The 14,101-nt window shown below is 65.8% G+C and carries 15 protein-coding genes; 8 read left to right on the top strand and 7 right to left on the bottom strand.

Annotation, left to right across the window (positions count from 1 at the left end; all coding sequences use genetic code 11):
- Positions 1-87: 87 nt before the first annotated feature.
- Positions 88-870 (top strand): universal stress protein, encoded by a 783-nt coding sequence (locus CL52_RS01900; protein ID WP_043222860.1) that lies wholly within the window; start codon positions 88-90, stop codon positions 868-870.
- Here the strand turns inward: CL52_RS01900 and CL52_RS01895 are convergent.
- A complete protein-coding gene (locus CL52_RS01895) occupies positions 867-1,634 on the bottom strand; it encodes a ParA family protein (RefSeq protein ID WP_043218085.1) in 768 nt (255 codons plus the stop codon). The genes CL52_RS01900 and CL52_RS01895 overlap by 4 nt on opposite strands.
- A gap of 404 nt (positions 1,635-2,038) precedes the next feature.
- Between CL52_RS01895 and CL52_RS01890 the strand changes: the two genes are divergently transcribed.
- Genes CL52_RS01890 through CL52_RS01870 form a run of 5 tightly spaced genes read left to right on the top strand, consistent with a single transcriptional unit; the run spans position 2,039 to position 6,620 of the window.
- Entirely contained in the window at positions 2,039-3,247 is a 1,209-nt protein-coding gene (locus CL52_RS01890) for an ABC transporter substrate-binding protein (protein ID WP_043218083.1), read from the top strand.
- 2 nt (positions 3,248-3,249) lie between these two features.
- Positions 3,250-4,047, top strand: coding sequence for an ABC transporter ATP-binding protein (locus tag CL52_RS01885; protein ID WP_043218080.1), 798 nt, complete (start codon positions 3,250-3,252; stop codon positions 4,045-4,047).
- The gene (locus tag CL52_RS01880) at positions 4,040-4,744 is read left to right on the top strand and encodes an ABC transporter ATP-binding protein (RefSeq protein ID WP_043218078.1); all 705 of its coding nucleotides are present in this window, start codon (positions 4,040-4,042) and stop codon (positions 4,742-4,744) included. The genes CL52_RS01885 and CL52_RS01880 overlap by 8 nt, the downstream gene beginning before the upstream one ends.
- Complete coding sequence (locus tag CL52_RS01875; protein ID WP_043218077.1) at positions 4,744-5,631, top strand: branched-chain amino acid ABC transporter permease; 888 nt, start codon at positions 4,744-4,746, stop codon at positions 5,629-5,631. The genes CL52_RS01880 and CL52_RS01875 overlap by 1 nt, the downstream gene beginning before the upstream one ends.
- Entirely contained in the window at positions 5,631-6,620 is a 990-nt protein-coding gene (locus CL52_RS01870; protein ID WP_043218075.1) for a branched-chain amino acid ABC transporter permease, read from the top strand. The genes CL52_RS01875 and CL52_RS01870 overlap by 1 nt, the downstream gene beginning before the upstream one ends.
- 18 nt (positions 6,621-6,638) lie before the next feature.
- Here the strand turns inward: CL52_RS01870 and CL52_RS01865 are convergent, their stop codons facing one another.
- The 3 genes from CL52_RS01865 to CL52_RS01855 all read right to left on the bottom strand — a co-directional run bounded on the left by CL52_RS01865 (position 6,639) and on the right by CL52_RS01855 (position 9,102).
- The gene (locus CL52_RS01865) at positions 6,639-7,433 is read right to left on the bottom strand and encodes a thymidylate synthase (RefSeq protein ID WP_043218074.1); all 795 of its coding nucleotides are present in this window, start codon (positions 7,431-7,433) and stop codon (positions 6,639-6,641) included.
- 75 nt (positions 7,434-7,508) lie between these two features.
- On the bottom strand, positions 7,509-8,309 hold the full coding sequence (gene lgt, locus CL52_RS01860) for a prolipoprotein diacylglyceryl transferase (protein WP_043218073.1): 801 nt from the start codon (positions 8,307-8,309) through the stop codon (positions 7,509-7,511).
- A gap of 10 nt (positions 8,310-8,319) precedes the next feature.
- The gene (locus CL52_RS01855; protein WP_043222858.1) at positions 8,320-9,102 is read right to left on the bottom strand and encodes a sulfite exporter TauE/SafE family protein; all 783 of its coding nucleotides are present in this window, start codon (positions 9,100-9,102) and stop codon (positions 8,320-8,322) included.
- A gap of 128 nt (positions 9,103-9,230) precedes the next feature.
- On the opposite strand from CL52_RS01855, the gene CL52_RS01850 reads away from it, so the two are divergent.
- Positions 9,231-9,989 (top strand): NRDE family protein, encoded by a 759-nt coding sequence (locus CL52_RS01850; protein ID WP_043218071.1) that lies wholly within the window; start codon positions 9,231-9,233, stop codon positions 9,987-9,989.
- 9 nt (positions 9,990-9,998) lie between these two features.
- Here the strand turns inward: CL52_RS01850 and ptsP are convergent, their stop codons facing one another.
- Positions 9,999-12,272 carry a phosphoenolpyruvate--protein phosphotransferase gene (gene ptsP / locus CL52_RS01845; RefSeq protein ID WP_043218070.1) on the bottom strand — a complete coding sequence of 758 codons (2,274 nt, stop codon included), beginning with the start codon at positions 12,270-12,272 and terminating at the stop codon, positions 9,999-10,001.
- 22 nt (positions 12,273-12,294) lie between these two features.
- Positions 12,295-12,774 carry an RNA pyrophosphohydrolase gene (locus CL52_RS01840; RefSeq protein WP_043218069.1) on the bottom strand — a complete coding sequence of 160 codons (480 nt, stop codon included), beginning with the start codon at positions 12,772-12,774 and terminating at the stop codon, positions 12,295-12,297.
- Between the two features lie 210 nt (positions 12,775-12,984).
- On the opposite strand from CL52_RS01840, the gene CL52_RS01835 reads away from it, so the two are divergent.
- Positions 12,985-13,638: a histidinol-phosphatase gene (locus tag CL52_RS01835; protein WP_043218068.1), complete on the top strand. Its 654-nt coding sequence runs from the start codon at positions 12,985-12,987 to the stop codon at positions 13,636-13,638.
- Positions 13,639-13,650: 12 nt separating this feature from the next.
- Here the strand turns inward: CL52_RS01835 and CL52_RS01830 are convergent, their stop codons facing one another.
- Positions 13,651-14,091, bottom strand: a complete 441-nt coding sequence (locus CL52_RS01830; protein WP_043218067.1) for a DUF2269 family protein — start codon at positions 14,089-14,091, stop codon at positions 13,651-13,653.
- Between the last annotated feature and the right edge of the window lie 10 nt (positions 14,092-14,101).

Genomic DNA, 14,101 nt, shown 5'->3' with positions numbered 1-14,101 from the left:
CGCGACGACCTGCCGGACGCCGCGACGCAGACAGCCATTCGCGGTCGCGGCATACTCTGCCCTTTTTCGAGCGCAGCCGAGGCCCGCATGGTCAAGCACATTCTGGTCGCCCACGATCTCAGTCCGGACGCCGATCTGGCACTGCGCCGCGCCGCACAGCTGGCTCGCCAGTGCAACGCGCAGCTGAGCCTGGCGCATGTCTGCGAGGCCGACGAGCAGGCCGCCGGTGAGCAGCTGCAGGCACAACTGGACCAGCTGGGCCTGGACGATGTACGCCTATGGCTGCGCCCCGGGCCTACCGTCGAAGGGCTGCTGGCGCTGGCCGGCGGCATCGAGGCCGACCTGCTGGTACTCGGCCGCCACCATCGCCAGTCACCGCAAGGCTTCGCCGGCACCACACTGGAACGCATCCTGCTGGCCACCCCGATTCCGCTGTTGCTGGTGACGCATCCGGCAATCGAGCCCTACCGCCAGGCCCTGGCTGCGCTGGATTATTCGCGCTGCGCCAACCGGGCCCTGCACGCCGCCTGGCAGCTATTGCCGCCCGAGGCGAAGCTGCATGCGCTGAACATCGAGGAAGTCGCGGAGATTCACGGGGCCGATCCGGCGGCGCTGGCGCTGCAGGTCGAGCTGTTCGGCCAGCTGATCGACGATACGCGCACAGCGCTCGGGGCCGACGAGGGGCGGCTCAGCTACAGCCTGCATCAGGGCGAACGGCTCAACTGCCTGGATGCGGCGATCAGCGAGCTGCAGCCGCAACTGCTGGCGCTCGGCGGGCACAGCCGCAGCGAGCTGAGCCACGCGCTGCTCGGCAGCCTGACCCGGCACTTCTTCGATAACCCGCCATGCGATGTGCTGGTCGCCCGCTAGGCGTCGAGCAAGTCGTGCAGTTCGACGAACTGGCGACTCAGCTTGTGTCGCGCATCGAGGTGCACCAGCGGCAGGCAGGCCTGGTGCGACTCGCGCATCTTCACCGAACTCATCAGGTACACCGGTAGCACCGGCAGGCCCTCGGCAACCAGCGCCTCGATCATCTGCTGCGGCAAGCCGGCGCGCGGCTGGAACTGGTTGACCACGATGCCCTCCACCGCCAGCGCCGGGTTGTGGTCGTCGCGTACTTCCTCGATTTCCGCCAGCAGGCCATAGAGCGCCTGCCGGGAGAAGGCATCGCAGTCGAAGGGAATCAGGCAACGGTCGGCGGCAATCAGCGCCGACACCGTATAGAAATTCAGCGCGGGCGGGGTATCCAGGTAGATCCGCTCGTAGTCCTCGGCCAACGCCTCGAGCAGTTTGCGCAGCTTGTTGATCTTGTGCTTGGCCTCCAGCTTCGGCTGCAGGTCGGCCAGTGCCGGGCTGGCAGTGATCAGGTCGAGGTTGGCAAAGGGGGTCGGGCTGATCGGCGGCCGCGCCTTGCGCGCACTCGCCCCGCCTTCGAGCACCTGGACGAAGAACTCGGCGATGCCCAGCGGAATGTCGTCACCCAGCTTGCCGCTGAGGTAATGACTCGAGTTGGCCTGCGCATCGAGGTCGATCAGCAGCGTGCGGTAACCCTGTGCGGCACTGATCGCGGCGAGGTTGCAGGCGATGCTGGATTTGCCGACGCCACCTTTCTGATTGAACACCACCCTGCGCATGTCTCGTCTCCCTGATCTGATCGCCCGAGTCTATACGGCAAACGCGACATCTACCTGACAGCGCGGCGATTTGCCGAGCCTGGCGACGCCGGGCCGCGCCCGGCACGCGGTTGCGTACCGCCAAAGCCCTGCTACGGTTAGCTCTACCAATAACAATAAAAGGCACACCGAATGCCTCTCCCTCCGGGTACTCGTCGCCCCTGTCTGACGACGAGCCGACACCACCGATCCCGCGCTGCCGGCCTGCCCGCATGGCAGGGCGCCGGCTGCCACTATCCAACATGCAACCTGTTCCGGCCGACCACACGGCCGGCCGCCTGCTTCCGCTTCCCATCCAGCCACCGGCCGGGCGACGCCTCTTGCGACGCGCCCGGCACGGCGGTCCAACGCGCAAGGAGATACGCATGAAGCCAACAGCCATTGCAGCGGCAACCCTCGCCGCGGCACTGACCGTGCCGGTGTCGGCGGCCGAATTTTCCGACGGCAAGGTGAAGATCGGCATTCTCAACGACCAGTCCGGCGTGTACGCCGACTTCGGCGGCAAGTGGTCGTACGAAGCGGCGAAGATGGCCGCCGAAGACTTCGGCGGCAAGGTCAAGGGCGTACCGATCGAGATCGTCACCGCCGACCACCAGAACAAGCCGGACATCGCCTCGAACATCGCGCGTCAGTGGTACGACCGCGAGCAGGTCGACGCGATCATGGAGTTGACCACCTCTTCGGTCGCCCTGGCGGTTCAGGGCATTTCCAAGAGCAAGCAGAAGATCAACCTGGTCACCGGCGCCGCAACCACCGAGCTGACCGGCAAGCAATGCTCGCCCTATGGCTTCCACTGGGCCTACGACACCCACGCGCTGGCGGTCGGTACCGGCGGCGCGCTGGTTTCCCAGGGTGGCGACAGCTGGTATTTCCTCACCGCCGACTATGCCTTTGGCTACTCGCTGGAAGAGCAGACCTCCACCTTCGTCAAATCCAAGGGCGGAGAGGTGCTGGGCTCGGTTCGCCATCCGCTGGCGACCACCGACTACTCATCGTTCCTGCTCCAGGCGCAGGCCTCGGGGGCGAAGGTCATCGGCCTGGCGAATGCCGGCCTGGACACCGCCAACAGCATCAAGCAGGCCGCCGAGTTCGGCATCGTCGCCAGCGGCCAGCGCCTGGCCGCCCTGCTTTTCACCCTCTCGGAAGTGCATGGCCTGGGGCTCGATGCCGCTCAGGGCCTGACCCTCACCGAAAGCTTCTACTGGGATCGCGACGACCAGTCGCGCGAGTTCGGCGAGCGCTTCTTCAAACGCACCGGGCGGATGCCGAACATGATTCAGGCCGGCACCTACTCCGGGGTGATGCAGTACCTCAAGGCGATCGACAAGGTCGGCAGCGACGCGACCGAACCGGTCGCCAAGGCCATGCACGAGATGCCGGTGAACGACGTCTTTGCACGTAACGCCCGGGTCGGCGCCAACGGCCGGCTGATCAGCGACGTCTATCTGATGGAGGTGAAGAAGCCAGAGGAAAGCCAGCGCGACTGGGACTACTACAAGGTGCTGGCGACCGTCCCGGGCGATGAGGCCTACATCCAGCCGGCCGAGAGCGGCTGCGAGCTGGCCGGGAAATGAACATGGCTGTCCGCTCGGAAAGCCCGCGCGAGCCCGAGCCCGCCGAGCAGCACCCGGTGCTGCTCGCGGCGCGCGGCCTGCGCAAGGAGTTCGGCGGTTTCGTCGCGGTCAACAATGTCGATCTGGACGTGCGCCATGCCCAGGTGCATGCCCTGATCGGCCCCAACGGGGCCGGCAAGACCACGGTGTTCAACCTGCTGACCAAGTTTCTGCAGCCCACCGCCGGCAGCATTCGCCTGCTCGAACAGGACATCACCCGCACCGACCCCGCGCGCGTCGCGCGGCTGGGGCTGGTGCGCTCGTTCCAGATCTCGGCGGTATTTCCGCACCTCTCGGTGCTGGACAACGTGCGCGTCGCCCTGCAGCGCCCCAATGGCCTGGCGACCCAGTGCTGGCTGCCGCTGCGCTCGCTGAACCGCCTCAACGACAGGGCCATGCAGCTGCTCGAGGCGGTCGGCCTGGGCGACCGGCGCAACGACCTGGCGGCCGACCTCTCCTACGGGCGCAAGCGCGTGCTGGAGCTGGCGACCACCCTGGCGCTCGAGCCCAAGGTGCTGCTGCTCGACGAGCCCATGGCCGGCATGGGCCACGAGGACGTGCACACGGTCGCCGAGATCATCCGCGAGGTCGCACGTGACCGCGCTGTACTCATGGTCGAGCACAACCTCAAGGTGGTCGCCGACCTCTGTCAGCAGGTGACGGTGCTGCAGCGTGGCGAAATCCTCACCTCGGGCGACTACCGCAGCGTCAGCGAGGACGAACGGGTACGCGAGGCCTACATGGGGACCGACGATGACTGACGCTTTGCTCGAGGTCCGCGACCTCAATGCCTGGTACGGCGAAAGCCACGCCCTGCACGGCATCGACCTCGATGTGCACGAAGGCGAAACCGTGACCCTGCTCGGGCGCAACGGGGTCGGCAAGACCACCGCGCTGCGCTCGATCGTCGGGATCATCCGCACCCGCAGCGGCAGCATCCGCTTCGATGGCAAGGACCTGCTGCGCGTGCCGCTGCATCGCACCGCCCGCTGCGGGATCGGCTATGTGCCCGAGGAACGCGGCATCTTCGCCACGCTGAGCGTCGAGGAAAACCTCACGCTGCCGCCGGTGATCGCCAAGGGCGGAATGAACCTGAAGGAGATTTACCAGCTGTTCCCCAATCTCGAGGAGCGCCGCAAGAGCCCCGGCACCAAGCTGTCCGGCGGCGAGCAGCAGATGCTCGCCATGGCGCGCATCCTGCGCACCGGCGCGCGCCTGCTGCTGCTTGACGAGCCCACCGAGGGCCTCGCCCCGGTGATCGTCCAGCGCATCGGCGAGGTGCTGCAGACCCTCAAGAAACGGGGCATGACGATCCTGCTGGTCGAGCAGAACTTCCGCTTCGCCAGCAAGATCGCGGATCGCTTCTACGTGGTCGACCACGGCAAGGTCATCGATCGCTTCACGGTCGGCGAACTGCCGGGGCGCATGACGATGCTCAACGAAGCGCTGGGGGTCTGATGACGACACTCTTCGATATACCCATTCAGGCCCTGCTCGGCCAACTGCTGATCGGCCTGATCAACGGCTCGTTCTACGCCATGCTCAGCCTCGGGCTGGCGATCATCTTTGGCATGCTGAAGATCATCAACTTCGCCCACGGCGCGCAGTTCATGATCGGCGCCTTCGCCGGCTACCTGCTGCTGGCCACCTTCGGCATCGGCTACTGGCCGGCATTGCTGCTCGCACCGCTGATCGTCGGCCTGGTCAGTGCCGCGATCGAGCGCATCGCGCTGTCGCGGCTGTACAACCTCGACCATCTCTACAGCCTGCTCTTCACCTTTGGCCTGGCGCTCACGCTCGAAGGCGCCTTCCGCTATTTCTACGGCTCCTCCGGCCAGCCGTACGCGGTTCCCAAGGCGCTGGCCGGCGGCTACAACCTGGGTTTCATGTTCCTGCCCAAGTACCGCGCCTGGGTGGTACTGGCTTCGCTGATCATCTGCATCGCCAGCTGGCTGTTGATCGAGAAGACCAAGCTTGGCGCCTACCTGCGCGCCTCGACCGAAAATCCAACGCTGGTGCGCACCTTCGGCATCAACGTGCCGCTGCTCCTGACCTTCACCTACGGCATGGGGGCGGCGCTGGCCGGGCTCGCCGGGATGCTCGCCGCGCCGATCTATCAGGTCAGCCCGTTGATGGGCTCCAACCTGATCATCGTGGTGTTCGCCGTGGTGGTGGTTGGCGGCATGGGCTCGATCCTGGGCGCGATCATCACCGGCTACATGCTCGGCATCCTCGAAGGGCTGACCAAGGTGTTCTACCCCGAGGCCTCCAATATCGTGATTTTCGTGATCATGGCGATCGTGCTGCTGGTGCGCCCGGCCGGCCTGATGGGGAGGGACGCCTGATGAACAGCCAAGCGCGAATCGACGCCGGCGCCAAGCGCCGGGCGCTGCGTCTGGAAACAGTGCTGATCGGCATCGGCGTGCTGCTCCTGGCGCTGGCACCGTTGTATTTCTACCCGATCTTCCTGATGAAGGTGCTGTGCTTCGCGCTGTTCGCCTGCGCCTTCAACCTGCTGCTCGGCTACACCGGAATCCTGTCTTTCGGGCACGCAGCCTTCTTCGGCGGCTCGGCCTATTTCACCGCCCACGCGGTCAAGGAGTGGGGCTTGTCGCCGGAGCTCGGCGTGCTGGTCGGCGTGGCCGGCGCCTCGCTGCTCGGCCTGGTCATCGGCTTTCTGGCGATCCGCCGGCAAGGCATCTATTCGACGATGATCACCCTGGCGCTGTCGCAGATGTTTTTCTTCTTCTGCCTGCAGGCGCCCTTCACCCACGGCGAGGATGGCATCCAGAACGTGCCGCGCGGACGGCTGTTCGGCCTCATCGACCTGAGCCAGCCGCTGTTCATGTACTTCTTCGTGCTGAGCGCCTTTCTCGCCGGCCTTTTCGTGATCTGGCGGGTGATCCATTCGCCCTACGGCATGGTGCTGCGCTCGATCCGCGAGAACGAGAACCGGGCGATCTCGCTCGGCTATTCGGTGGCACGCTACAAGCTCGGCGCGTTCGTCATGTCCGCCGCGCTGGCCGGCCTGGCCGGCGGGCTGAAGGCCCTGGTGTTCCAGTTCGCCACGCTGACCGACGTGAGCTGGCAGATGTCCGGCGAAGTGGTGCTGATGACTCTGCTCGGCGGCATCGGCACGCTGGTCGGGCCAGCCTTCGGCGCCGCGCTGGTGACGACCCTGGGCAACTACTTCGCCACGTCCAACCTGCCGGTGACGCTGGTCACCGGGATCATTTTCATGGTCTGCGTGCTGGTCTTCCGCCGCGGCATGATCGGCGAGCTCTACGCCTCACGCCTGGGCCGCCGACTGGCGCAGCGCCGCGAGGAGGATTAGGCCAGGCGCCGCCGCGGGTCAGACCGCGACCGGCGCCTTGATGTGCGGATGGCTCTGGTAGCCGACCAGCTCGAAATCCTCGAAGCGGAAGGCGAACAGGTCACGTACCTCGGGGTTGAGTTTCATTGTCGGCAACGGCAGCGGCTCGCGCGTCAGCTGCAGGTCGGCCTGCTCCAGATGGTTGGCGTACAGGTGGCAGTCGCCACCGGTCCAGATGAACTCGCCCGGCTCCAGATCGCAGACCTGGGCGATCATCAACGTCAGCAACGCGTAGCTCGCGATGTTGAACGGCACCCCGAGGAAGATGTCCGCCGAGCGCTGATAGAGCTGGCAGCTGAGCTTGCCGTCGGCGACGTAGAACTGGAACAGCGCGTGGCACGGCGGCAGTGCCATCTGATCGACCAGTGCCGGGTTCCAGGCCGAGACGATCAGCCGTCGCGAATCGGGATTGGTGCGAATCATTTCCAGCAGCTTGGCGATCTGGTCGATCGACTCGCCATTGGGCGCCGGCCAGCTGCGCCATTGGTAGCCGTAGACCGGGCCGAGGTCGCCGTTCTCGTCGGCCCATTCGTCCCAGATCGACACGCCGTTTTCCTTCAGGTAGCCGATGTTGGTCTCGCCTTTGAGGAACCACAGCAGCTCGTGGATGATTGAGCGCAGGTGGCATTTCTTCGTCGTGACCAGCGGAAAACCCTCGGCCAGATCGAAGCGCATCTGGTAGCCGAAGACGCTGTAGGTGCCGGTGCCGGTGCGGTCGCTCTTGTAAGTGCCGTGTTCACGCACATGCCGCATCAGGTCGAGGTACTGTTTCATCGCAGGCTCGTGGAATGGAAAAGGGCCAATGGTAAGAGGCCCGGCCGAGCTTGTCGCGTCGGCCGGGCCGGACGGTCAGGCAATCGCCTTCGGCGGATTATGCCGGTAGGCCCAGGCCATCAGGCCCGCGCCGCCGAGGATCATCGGCACGCAGAGCAGCTGCCCCATCGTCAGCCAGCCGAACGCCAGGTAGCCCAGCTGCGGGTCGGGCACCCGGACGAACTCGACGATGAAGCGGAAGATGCCGTAGCAGATCGCGAACAGGCCCGATACCGCCATCGTAGGGCGCGGCTTGCTCGAGTAGATCCAGAGAATCACGAACAACGCCACGCCCTCGAGGGCGAACTGGTACAGCTGCGACGGATGCCGCGCGAGCTGCTGCGGATCGGTCGGAAACACCATGGCCCAGGGCACATCGCTCGCCTTGCCCCAGAGCTCGGCGTTGATGAAGTTGCCGATGCGGCCGGCACCGAGGCCGATCGGCACCAGCGGGGCAATGAAGTCCATCAGCTCGAAGAAGCTCTTGCCATTGCGCCGCGCGAAGATCCAGGTGCACAGCAGCACACCGAGCAGACCGCCGTGAAACGACATGCCACCCTTCCAGATCTGCAGGATCAGGCTCGGATCGTTGAGGTAGGCCGGCAGGTCGTAGAACAGCACGTAGCCGAGGCGACCACCGACGATCACCCCCATCGCCACCCAGAACACCAGGTCGGACAGCTTGTCCTTCGGCCATTCGGGCGCGAAGCGCTGGACCCTGCGCGAGGCCAGCAGCCAGGCGCCACCGATGCCGACGAGGTACATCAGGCCGTACCAGTGGATCTTCAGCGGGCCAAGGGCCACGGCCACGGGGTCGATCTGCGGATAGGGCAGCATCGAAGTCTCCTTAGATCAAGAAATTGGTGCCCACGGTGAGCAACAGCAGGGCGAACAGACGGCGCAGCACCTTGGGCGACAGTCGGTGCGCCAAGCGTGCGCCGAGCCGGGCGAAGAACATGCTGGTCAGGGCGATGCCGACCATCGCCGGCAGATAGACGAAGCCCAGGCTCCATTCCGGCAGCGCGGATTCATGCCAACCGACCACCATGAAGCTCGCCGCACCGGCGACGGCAATCGGCACGCCACAGGCGGCGGACGTCGCCACCGCCTGTTGCATCGGCACGCTGCGCCAACTGAGGAAGGGCACGGTCAGCGAGCCGCCACCGATACCGAAGATCGCCGAAGCCCAGCCGATCACGGCGCCGGCGACCGTCAGCCCCGGCTTGCCCGGCACGCTGCCGGCCGCTTTCGGGCGCAGATCCAGACCCATCTGCACGGCCATGAGAATGGCGAACACGCCGATGATCTTCTGCAGGACCGGCCCCTGCAGCGCAGCAGCGGTGAGGCTGCCGAGGCCGGCGCCAGCAAGGATGCCGAGGGTCATCCAGCCCACCAGCGGCCAGCGAACCGCGCCCTTCTGGTGATGTGCGAGCACCGAGTTGATCGAGGTGAAGACGATGGTTGCCAGCGACGTCCCCACGGCCAGATGGGTGAGCACCTCGGGGGCGACGCCCTGCGCGGTGAAGCTGAATACCAGCACCGGCACGATCACCAACCCGCCGCCGACACCGAACAGCCCGGCCAGCACGCCGGCCAAGGCGCCAAGGGTCAGGTAAAGCACAAACTCCATCGCGGAATCCAACCAGGCGAGCAAAGGCGAAATGGTAGCGGAAAGCCGGTGCGAAGCCGAGTCGTGGTTGCCGAACCGCTCGCCAGCCTGCACTCTGCCGCTCCAGCCTTCCGCAAACAGGGCGAACCATGTGCCTGATCGTTCTAGCCTGGCGCCCCGGGCACCCGCTCCCCCTGGTGGTCGCCGCCAACCGCGACGAGTTTCACGAGCGCCCGAGCCTGGCCCTTGGCCGCTGGGAAGATGCACCAGAGATCATCGCCGGCCGGGATCTGCAAGCCGGCGGCACCTGGATGGGCATCACCGAAACCGGTCGCTTCGCCGCGCTGACCAACATTCGCATCGGCGGGCAGCCTGCCGGCAAGCGCAGCCGTGGCGAGCTGCCGGAAGCCTTCCTGCGCGGCGAGGCGGCCCCGGAGTCGTTTCTGCGCGCGCTTTGCGGGCGCCTGCAGGACTATGCCGGCTTCAACCTGCTGGTGGGCGACCGCGACGAACTCTGGCATCTGAATTCGCATAGCGGCACCGTGCAACGCCTGCCGGGTGGCGTCTACGGGCTCAGCAACGCGGACCTGGACAGCCCGTGGCCGAAGCTCGAGCGCGCCCGCGCGGCCTTCACACACTGCCTGCTGGAGCCGACACCCGAGGCGCTGCTGGAGCTGCTCGCCGACCGGCAGCGCGCCGCCGACAGCGAACTGCCGAGCACGGGGGTTCCGCTGGAATGGGAGCGACTGTTGTCGAGCATCTTTATCGCCAGCCCGGGTTACGGTACGCGGGCGAGCACCGCGCTGTTGCACCACGCCGATGGTCGGCTGGTGGTGGTCGAGCGCAGCTACGCGGCCGACGGCCGCGCCAGCGATACCTGGCTGCAGCTCGAAACGCGCGCAGGGTGAGCGCAGCCGTCAGACCGCGGCGGACGGATTGAGCAGGCGGTTGAGGCCGAGGTTGCGCAGGGTCAGCTGCACGGTGGCATGAATGACCTGCGGGCTGTCGAGCACCATGACCCGGGCGAGCAGATCCTTGGCGGTCTGCATGCTGATCTGGCGCAACAGCCACTTCACCTTCGGCAGGTTGGTGGCGTTCATCGACAGGCTGTCGAAGCCCATCGCCAGCAAGAGAATCGCCGCCGCCGGATCGCCGGCCATCTCGCCGCAGATGCTCACCGGCTTGCCTTCCTCGTGCGCTTCGCTGACCACTCGCTGCAGGGTCTGCAGCACCGCCGGGTGCAGGTAGTCGTAGAGGTCGGCAACACGCGGATTGTTGCGATCAACGGCCAGCATGTACTGGGTCAGGTCGTTGGAGCCGACCGAGATGAAATCGGCCATTCGCGCCATCTCGCGGGTCAGGTAGACCGCCGCCGGCACTTCGATCATCACGCCCACGGGCGGCATCTCGATATCCAGGCCCTCGTCGCGCACCTCGCCCCAGGCGCGGTGAATCAGGTGCAACGCCTCTTCCAGCTCGCGGATCCCGGAGATCATCGGCAGCAAAATGCGCAGGTTGTTCAGCCCCGCGCTGGCCTTGAGCATGGCGCGGGTCTGCAGCAGGAAGATTTCCGGATGATCGAGCGTGACGCGGATGCCGCGCCAGCCGAGGAACGGGTTCTCTTCCTTGATCGGGAAATAAGGCAGGCACTTGTCGCCGCCGATATCCAGGCTGCGCATCGTCACCGGCAGCGGATGAAAAGCCTCCAGCTGCTCGCGGTAGATGGCCATCTGTTCCTTTTCGCTGGGAAAACGCTCCTTGATCATGAAGGGCACTTCGGTGCGATACAGACCGACGCCTTCGGCGCCGCGCTCTTGCGCCCGTACCACATCGGCGAGCAGGCCGGTGTTGACCCAAAGCGGCACACGATGCCCGTCGGTGGTCTCGCAGGGCAGCTCGCGCAGCACGTCGAGGCCCTCGGAGAGCTGACGCTCCTGCTCGGCGAGTACCTCGTACTGCTCACGCAATACCTTGCCGGGGTTGGTGATGATTTCGCCCCGGTAGCCATCGACGATCAGCTCGATGCCATCGAGCTTCGAATAAGGCAGGTCGACCGCACCCATCACCGTTGGAATGCCCATCGCCCGCGCGAGGATGGCGACGTGCGAGTTGCTCGAACCGAGCACCGAGACCATCCCCACGAGCTTGCCTTCGGGCACCTCGCCGAGCATTGCCGGCGACAGTTCCTCGCTCACGAGGATGGTCTTGTCCGGGTAGGTCAGCGTCTGCTGGTGGGCTTCCTGCAGGTAGGAAAGCAGACGCCGGCCGATGTCCTTGACGTCCGAGGCGCGCTCGCGCAGGTAGGCGTCGTCCATCAGCTCGAAACGCCGCACGTGGTCGTTCACGACCTGGCGCAGGGCGCCCTGCGCCCACTGCCCGGTGCGAATGACCTTGATCACCTCACCGCCGAGCGCGGAGTCGTCGAGCATCATCAGATAGACGTCGAACAGCGCACGCTCTTCCTTGCGCATCTGGCTTGCCAGTTTTTCCGACAGCGTGCGCATGTCGCGGCGCACCGACTCGAGGGCATTGTGGAACAGCGCCAGTTCGGCCTCGACGTCCTCGACCTGCTTGTCCGGCACCACCTCGAGATCGGCCGGAGGCAGCACCACCACGGCGGTCCCCACCGCGGCTCCCGGGGCGCCGGGAATACCGCCGAAGCGCGCCTCCTGGATACCCTTGCCCTGGCGGCCGAGGCCGCGGATCGAGCCGGTCGCCTCGGCGTGCGCGATAACCCCGGCGAGCTGCGCGCTCATGGTGACGAGGAAGGCTTCCTCGCCCTCGTCGAACTGCCGCCGTTCTCGCTGCTGGATGACCAGCACGCCCATGACGCGGCGATGGTGGATGATCGGCGCGCCGAGAAAAGAGGCGTAGCGTTCCTCGCCGGTTTCGGCGAAGTAGCGATAGCGGGGGTGCTCGGAGGCATGCTCGAGATTGAGCGGCTCCTCGCGCGTGCCGACCAGGCCGACCAGGCCTTCGCTCGGCGCCATGCTGACCTTGCCGATGGCGCGCTTGTTGAGGCCTTCGGTGGCCATCAGAACGAAGCGTTCGGTTTCCGGATCGAGCAGATAGACCGAGCAGACATGGCTGCCCATGGCCTCCTTGACTCTCAGCACGATGATGCCCAAGGCCGCCTTGAGGTCCTTGGCGGCATTGACTTCCTGGACGATCTTGCGCAGCGTGCCGAGCATGCTCAAAGAGGCTTTCTCCTCTTCAGTCCCGCACCGGCAAGCGCGGGGCCAGTTCTTTGAGTGCGCGACGATAGACCTCGCGCTTGAAGGTGACCACCTGTCCCAGCGGATACCAGTAGCTGACCCAGCGCCAACCGTCGAATTCCGGCTTGCCGGTCAGGTCCATCCTGACCCGGTCTTCGGCGCCGACCAACCGCAGCAGGAACCACTTCTGCTTCTGGCCGATGCACAGCGGCTGGCTGTGCATGCGTACCAGGCGCTGCGGCAGCCGATAACGCAGCCAACCACGGGTACAGGCGAGGATGTCGACATCGTGCTGCTCGAGCCCTACTTCTTCGTTGAGCTCACGGTAGAGCGCTTCTTCGGGTGTCTCGCGAGCGTTGATGCCGCCCTGGGGAAACTGCCAGGCGTCCTGATTGATCCGCCTGGCCCAGAGGACCTGGCCGAAATCATTGGTCAGGATGATACCGACATTCGGCCGAAAACCATCGGAATCGATCACGACTAGCAACCTCGAAAACGCATGTCGCCGCATTGTTCCACAAAACGGCAGCGAGCCGAAAGCGCGGCAAGCGGCCGCTGGAACCAGCCGCCAACACGGCCCTGACCGCCCCTGCCGGACATGGCGAACGGGCCGATACGCCGCTCGCCTACCGACGGCCGAGTTCCGCTATGCTTGGCGCCCTCTGACTGATGACCGAGGTTCCCGACCGTGCGCTTGGCCCTATTCGACCTGGACAATACCCTGCTGGCCGGTGACAGCGATCACGCCTGGGGCGAATTCCTCTGCCAGCGCGGCCTGGTCGATGTCGACACCTACCGCGCGCGCAACGACGCGTTCTATCAGGACTATCTCGACGGCAAGCTGGACGTCCACGCCTACCAGAACTTCTGCCAGGAGATTCTCGGGCGCCGCGAGATGGCCGAACTGCAGCGCTGGCACGACGAGTTCATGCGCGAGCACATCGAACCGCTGGTGCTGGCCAAGGGCGAGGCGCTGCTGCGTCGGCACCTGGAGGCGGGTGACCGGGTAGCCATCGTCACCGCGACCAACCGCTTCATCACCGGCCCGATCGCCGCACGCCTGGGCGTGGAAACGCTCTTGGCCACCGAATGCGAGATGGTCGACGGACGCTACACCGGCCGCCTGACCGACATCCCCTGCTTCCAGGAAGGCAAGGTGCAGCGCATCGAGCGCTGGCTGGCGGAAAACGAGCAGACGCTCGAGGGCAGTTACTTCTACAGCGATTCGCGCAACGACCTGCCGCTGCTCGAGCGGGTCAGCCACCCGGTGGCAGTCGACCCGGATCCGACCCTGCGCCGGATTGCCGAAGAGCGCGGTTGGCAGATCATCTCGCTGCGCTGAGCCACAGCAGGCTCAGGCCGGCTTGGCGCCCATCAGCGCCATGATCGCCAACAGCACGATCAGCACCAGTAGCGCATAGCCACCGGTCATTCCCAGCAAACGGCCTGACGCAGGTGTTTCGCCAAGCGTCTGCCAGGCCTTCAGACGCCCTGCCAGCAAAAGGCCGAGCGGAACCAGCGCCAGAAACAGCAGCGAGCTTGCCAGCAGCCACAGCTGGCCCAGCGGCAAACCGGCCAGATGCGCCAGCCACCAGCCACTGACTGGCAGCGACAGACCAAGCAGCGCGAGCAGCGGCAACGACAACCGCCGGGTACGCTGCAGCTTGCGCTGCAACACGGCCCGATCACCGCCACGCGCGGCCTTCCACAGCATGATCAGGTGAACGATCACACCCAGCACCAGCAAAACCGCGGTGACGGCATGAGTGATTCGCAGCAACAGGTAATGTTCCATTCGCCAGCTC

This window comes from Stutzerimonas balearica DSM 6083, from assembly GCF_000818015.1.
Taxonomy (GTDB): domain Bacteria; phylum Pseudomonadota; class Gammaproteobacteria; order Pseudomonadales; family Pseudomonadaceae; genus Stutzerimonas; species Stutzerimonas balearica.
This window is presented reverse-complemented; position numbering and strand designations above follow the sequence as displayed.

Bases quoted from the DNA above. Each gene is read 5' to 3' on its own strand.
- CL52_RS01900 (WP_043222860.1), top strand. From the start codon at position 88: ATGGTCAAGCACATTCTGGTCGCCCACGATCTCAGTCCGGACGCCGAT.
- CL52_RS01895 (WP_043218085.1), bottom strand. From the start codon at position 1,634: ATGCGCAGGGTGGTGTTCAATCAGAAAGGTGGCGTCGGCAAATCCAGC.
- CL52_RS01890 (WP_043218083.1), top strand. From the start codon at position 2,039: ATGAAGCCAACAGCCATTGCAGCGGCAACCCTCGCCGCGGCACTGACC.
- CL52_RS01885 (WP_043218080.1), top strand. From the start codon at position 3,250: ATGGCTGTCCGCTCGGAAAGCCCGCGCGAGCCCGAGCCCGCCGAGCAG.
- CL52_RS01880 (WP_043218078.1), top strand. From the start codon at position 4,040: ATGACTGACGCTTTGCTCGAGGTCCGCGACCTCAATGCCTGGTACGGC.
- CL52_RS01875 (WP_043218077.1), top strand. From the start codon at position 4,744: ATGACGACACTCTTCGATATACCCATTCAGGCCCTGCTCGGCCAACTG.
- CL52_RS01870 (WP_043218075.1), top strand. From the start codon at position 5,631: ATGAACAGCCAAGCGCGAATCGACGCCGGCGCCAAGCGCCGGGCGCTG.
- CL52_RS01865 (WP_043218074.1), bottom strand. From the start codon at position 7,433: ATGAAACAGTACCTCGACCTGATGCGGCATGTGCGTGAACACGGCACT.
- lgt (WP_043218073.1), bottom strand. From the start codon at position 8,309: ATGCTGCCCTATCCGCAGATCGACCCCGTGGCCGTGGCCCTTGGCCCG.
- CL52_RS01855 (WP_043222858.1), bottom strand. From the start codon at position 9,102: ATGGAGTTTGTGCTTTACCTGACCCTTGGCGCCTTGGCCGGCGTGCTG.
- CL52_RS01850 (WP_043218071.1), top strand. From the start codon at position 9,231: ATGTGCCTGATCGTTCTAGCCTGGCGCCCCGGGCACCCGCTCCCCCTG.
- ptsP (WP_043218070.1), bottom strand. From the start codon at position 12,272: ATGCTCGGCACGCTGCGCAAGATCGTCCAGGAAGTCAATGCCGCCAAG.
- CL52_RS01830 (WP_043218067.1), bottom strand. From the start codon at position 14,091: ATGGAACATTACCTGTTGCTGCGAATCACTCATGCCGTCACCGCGGTT.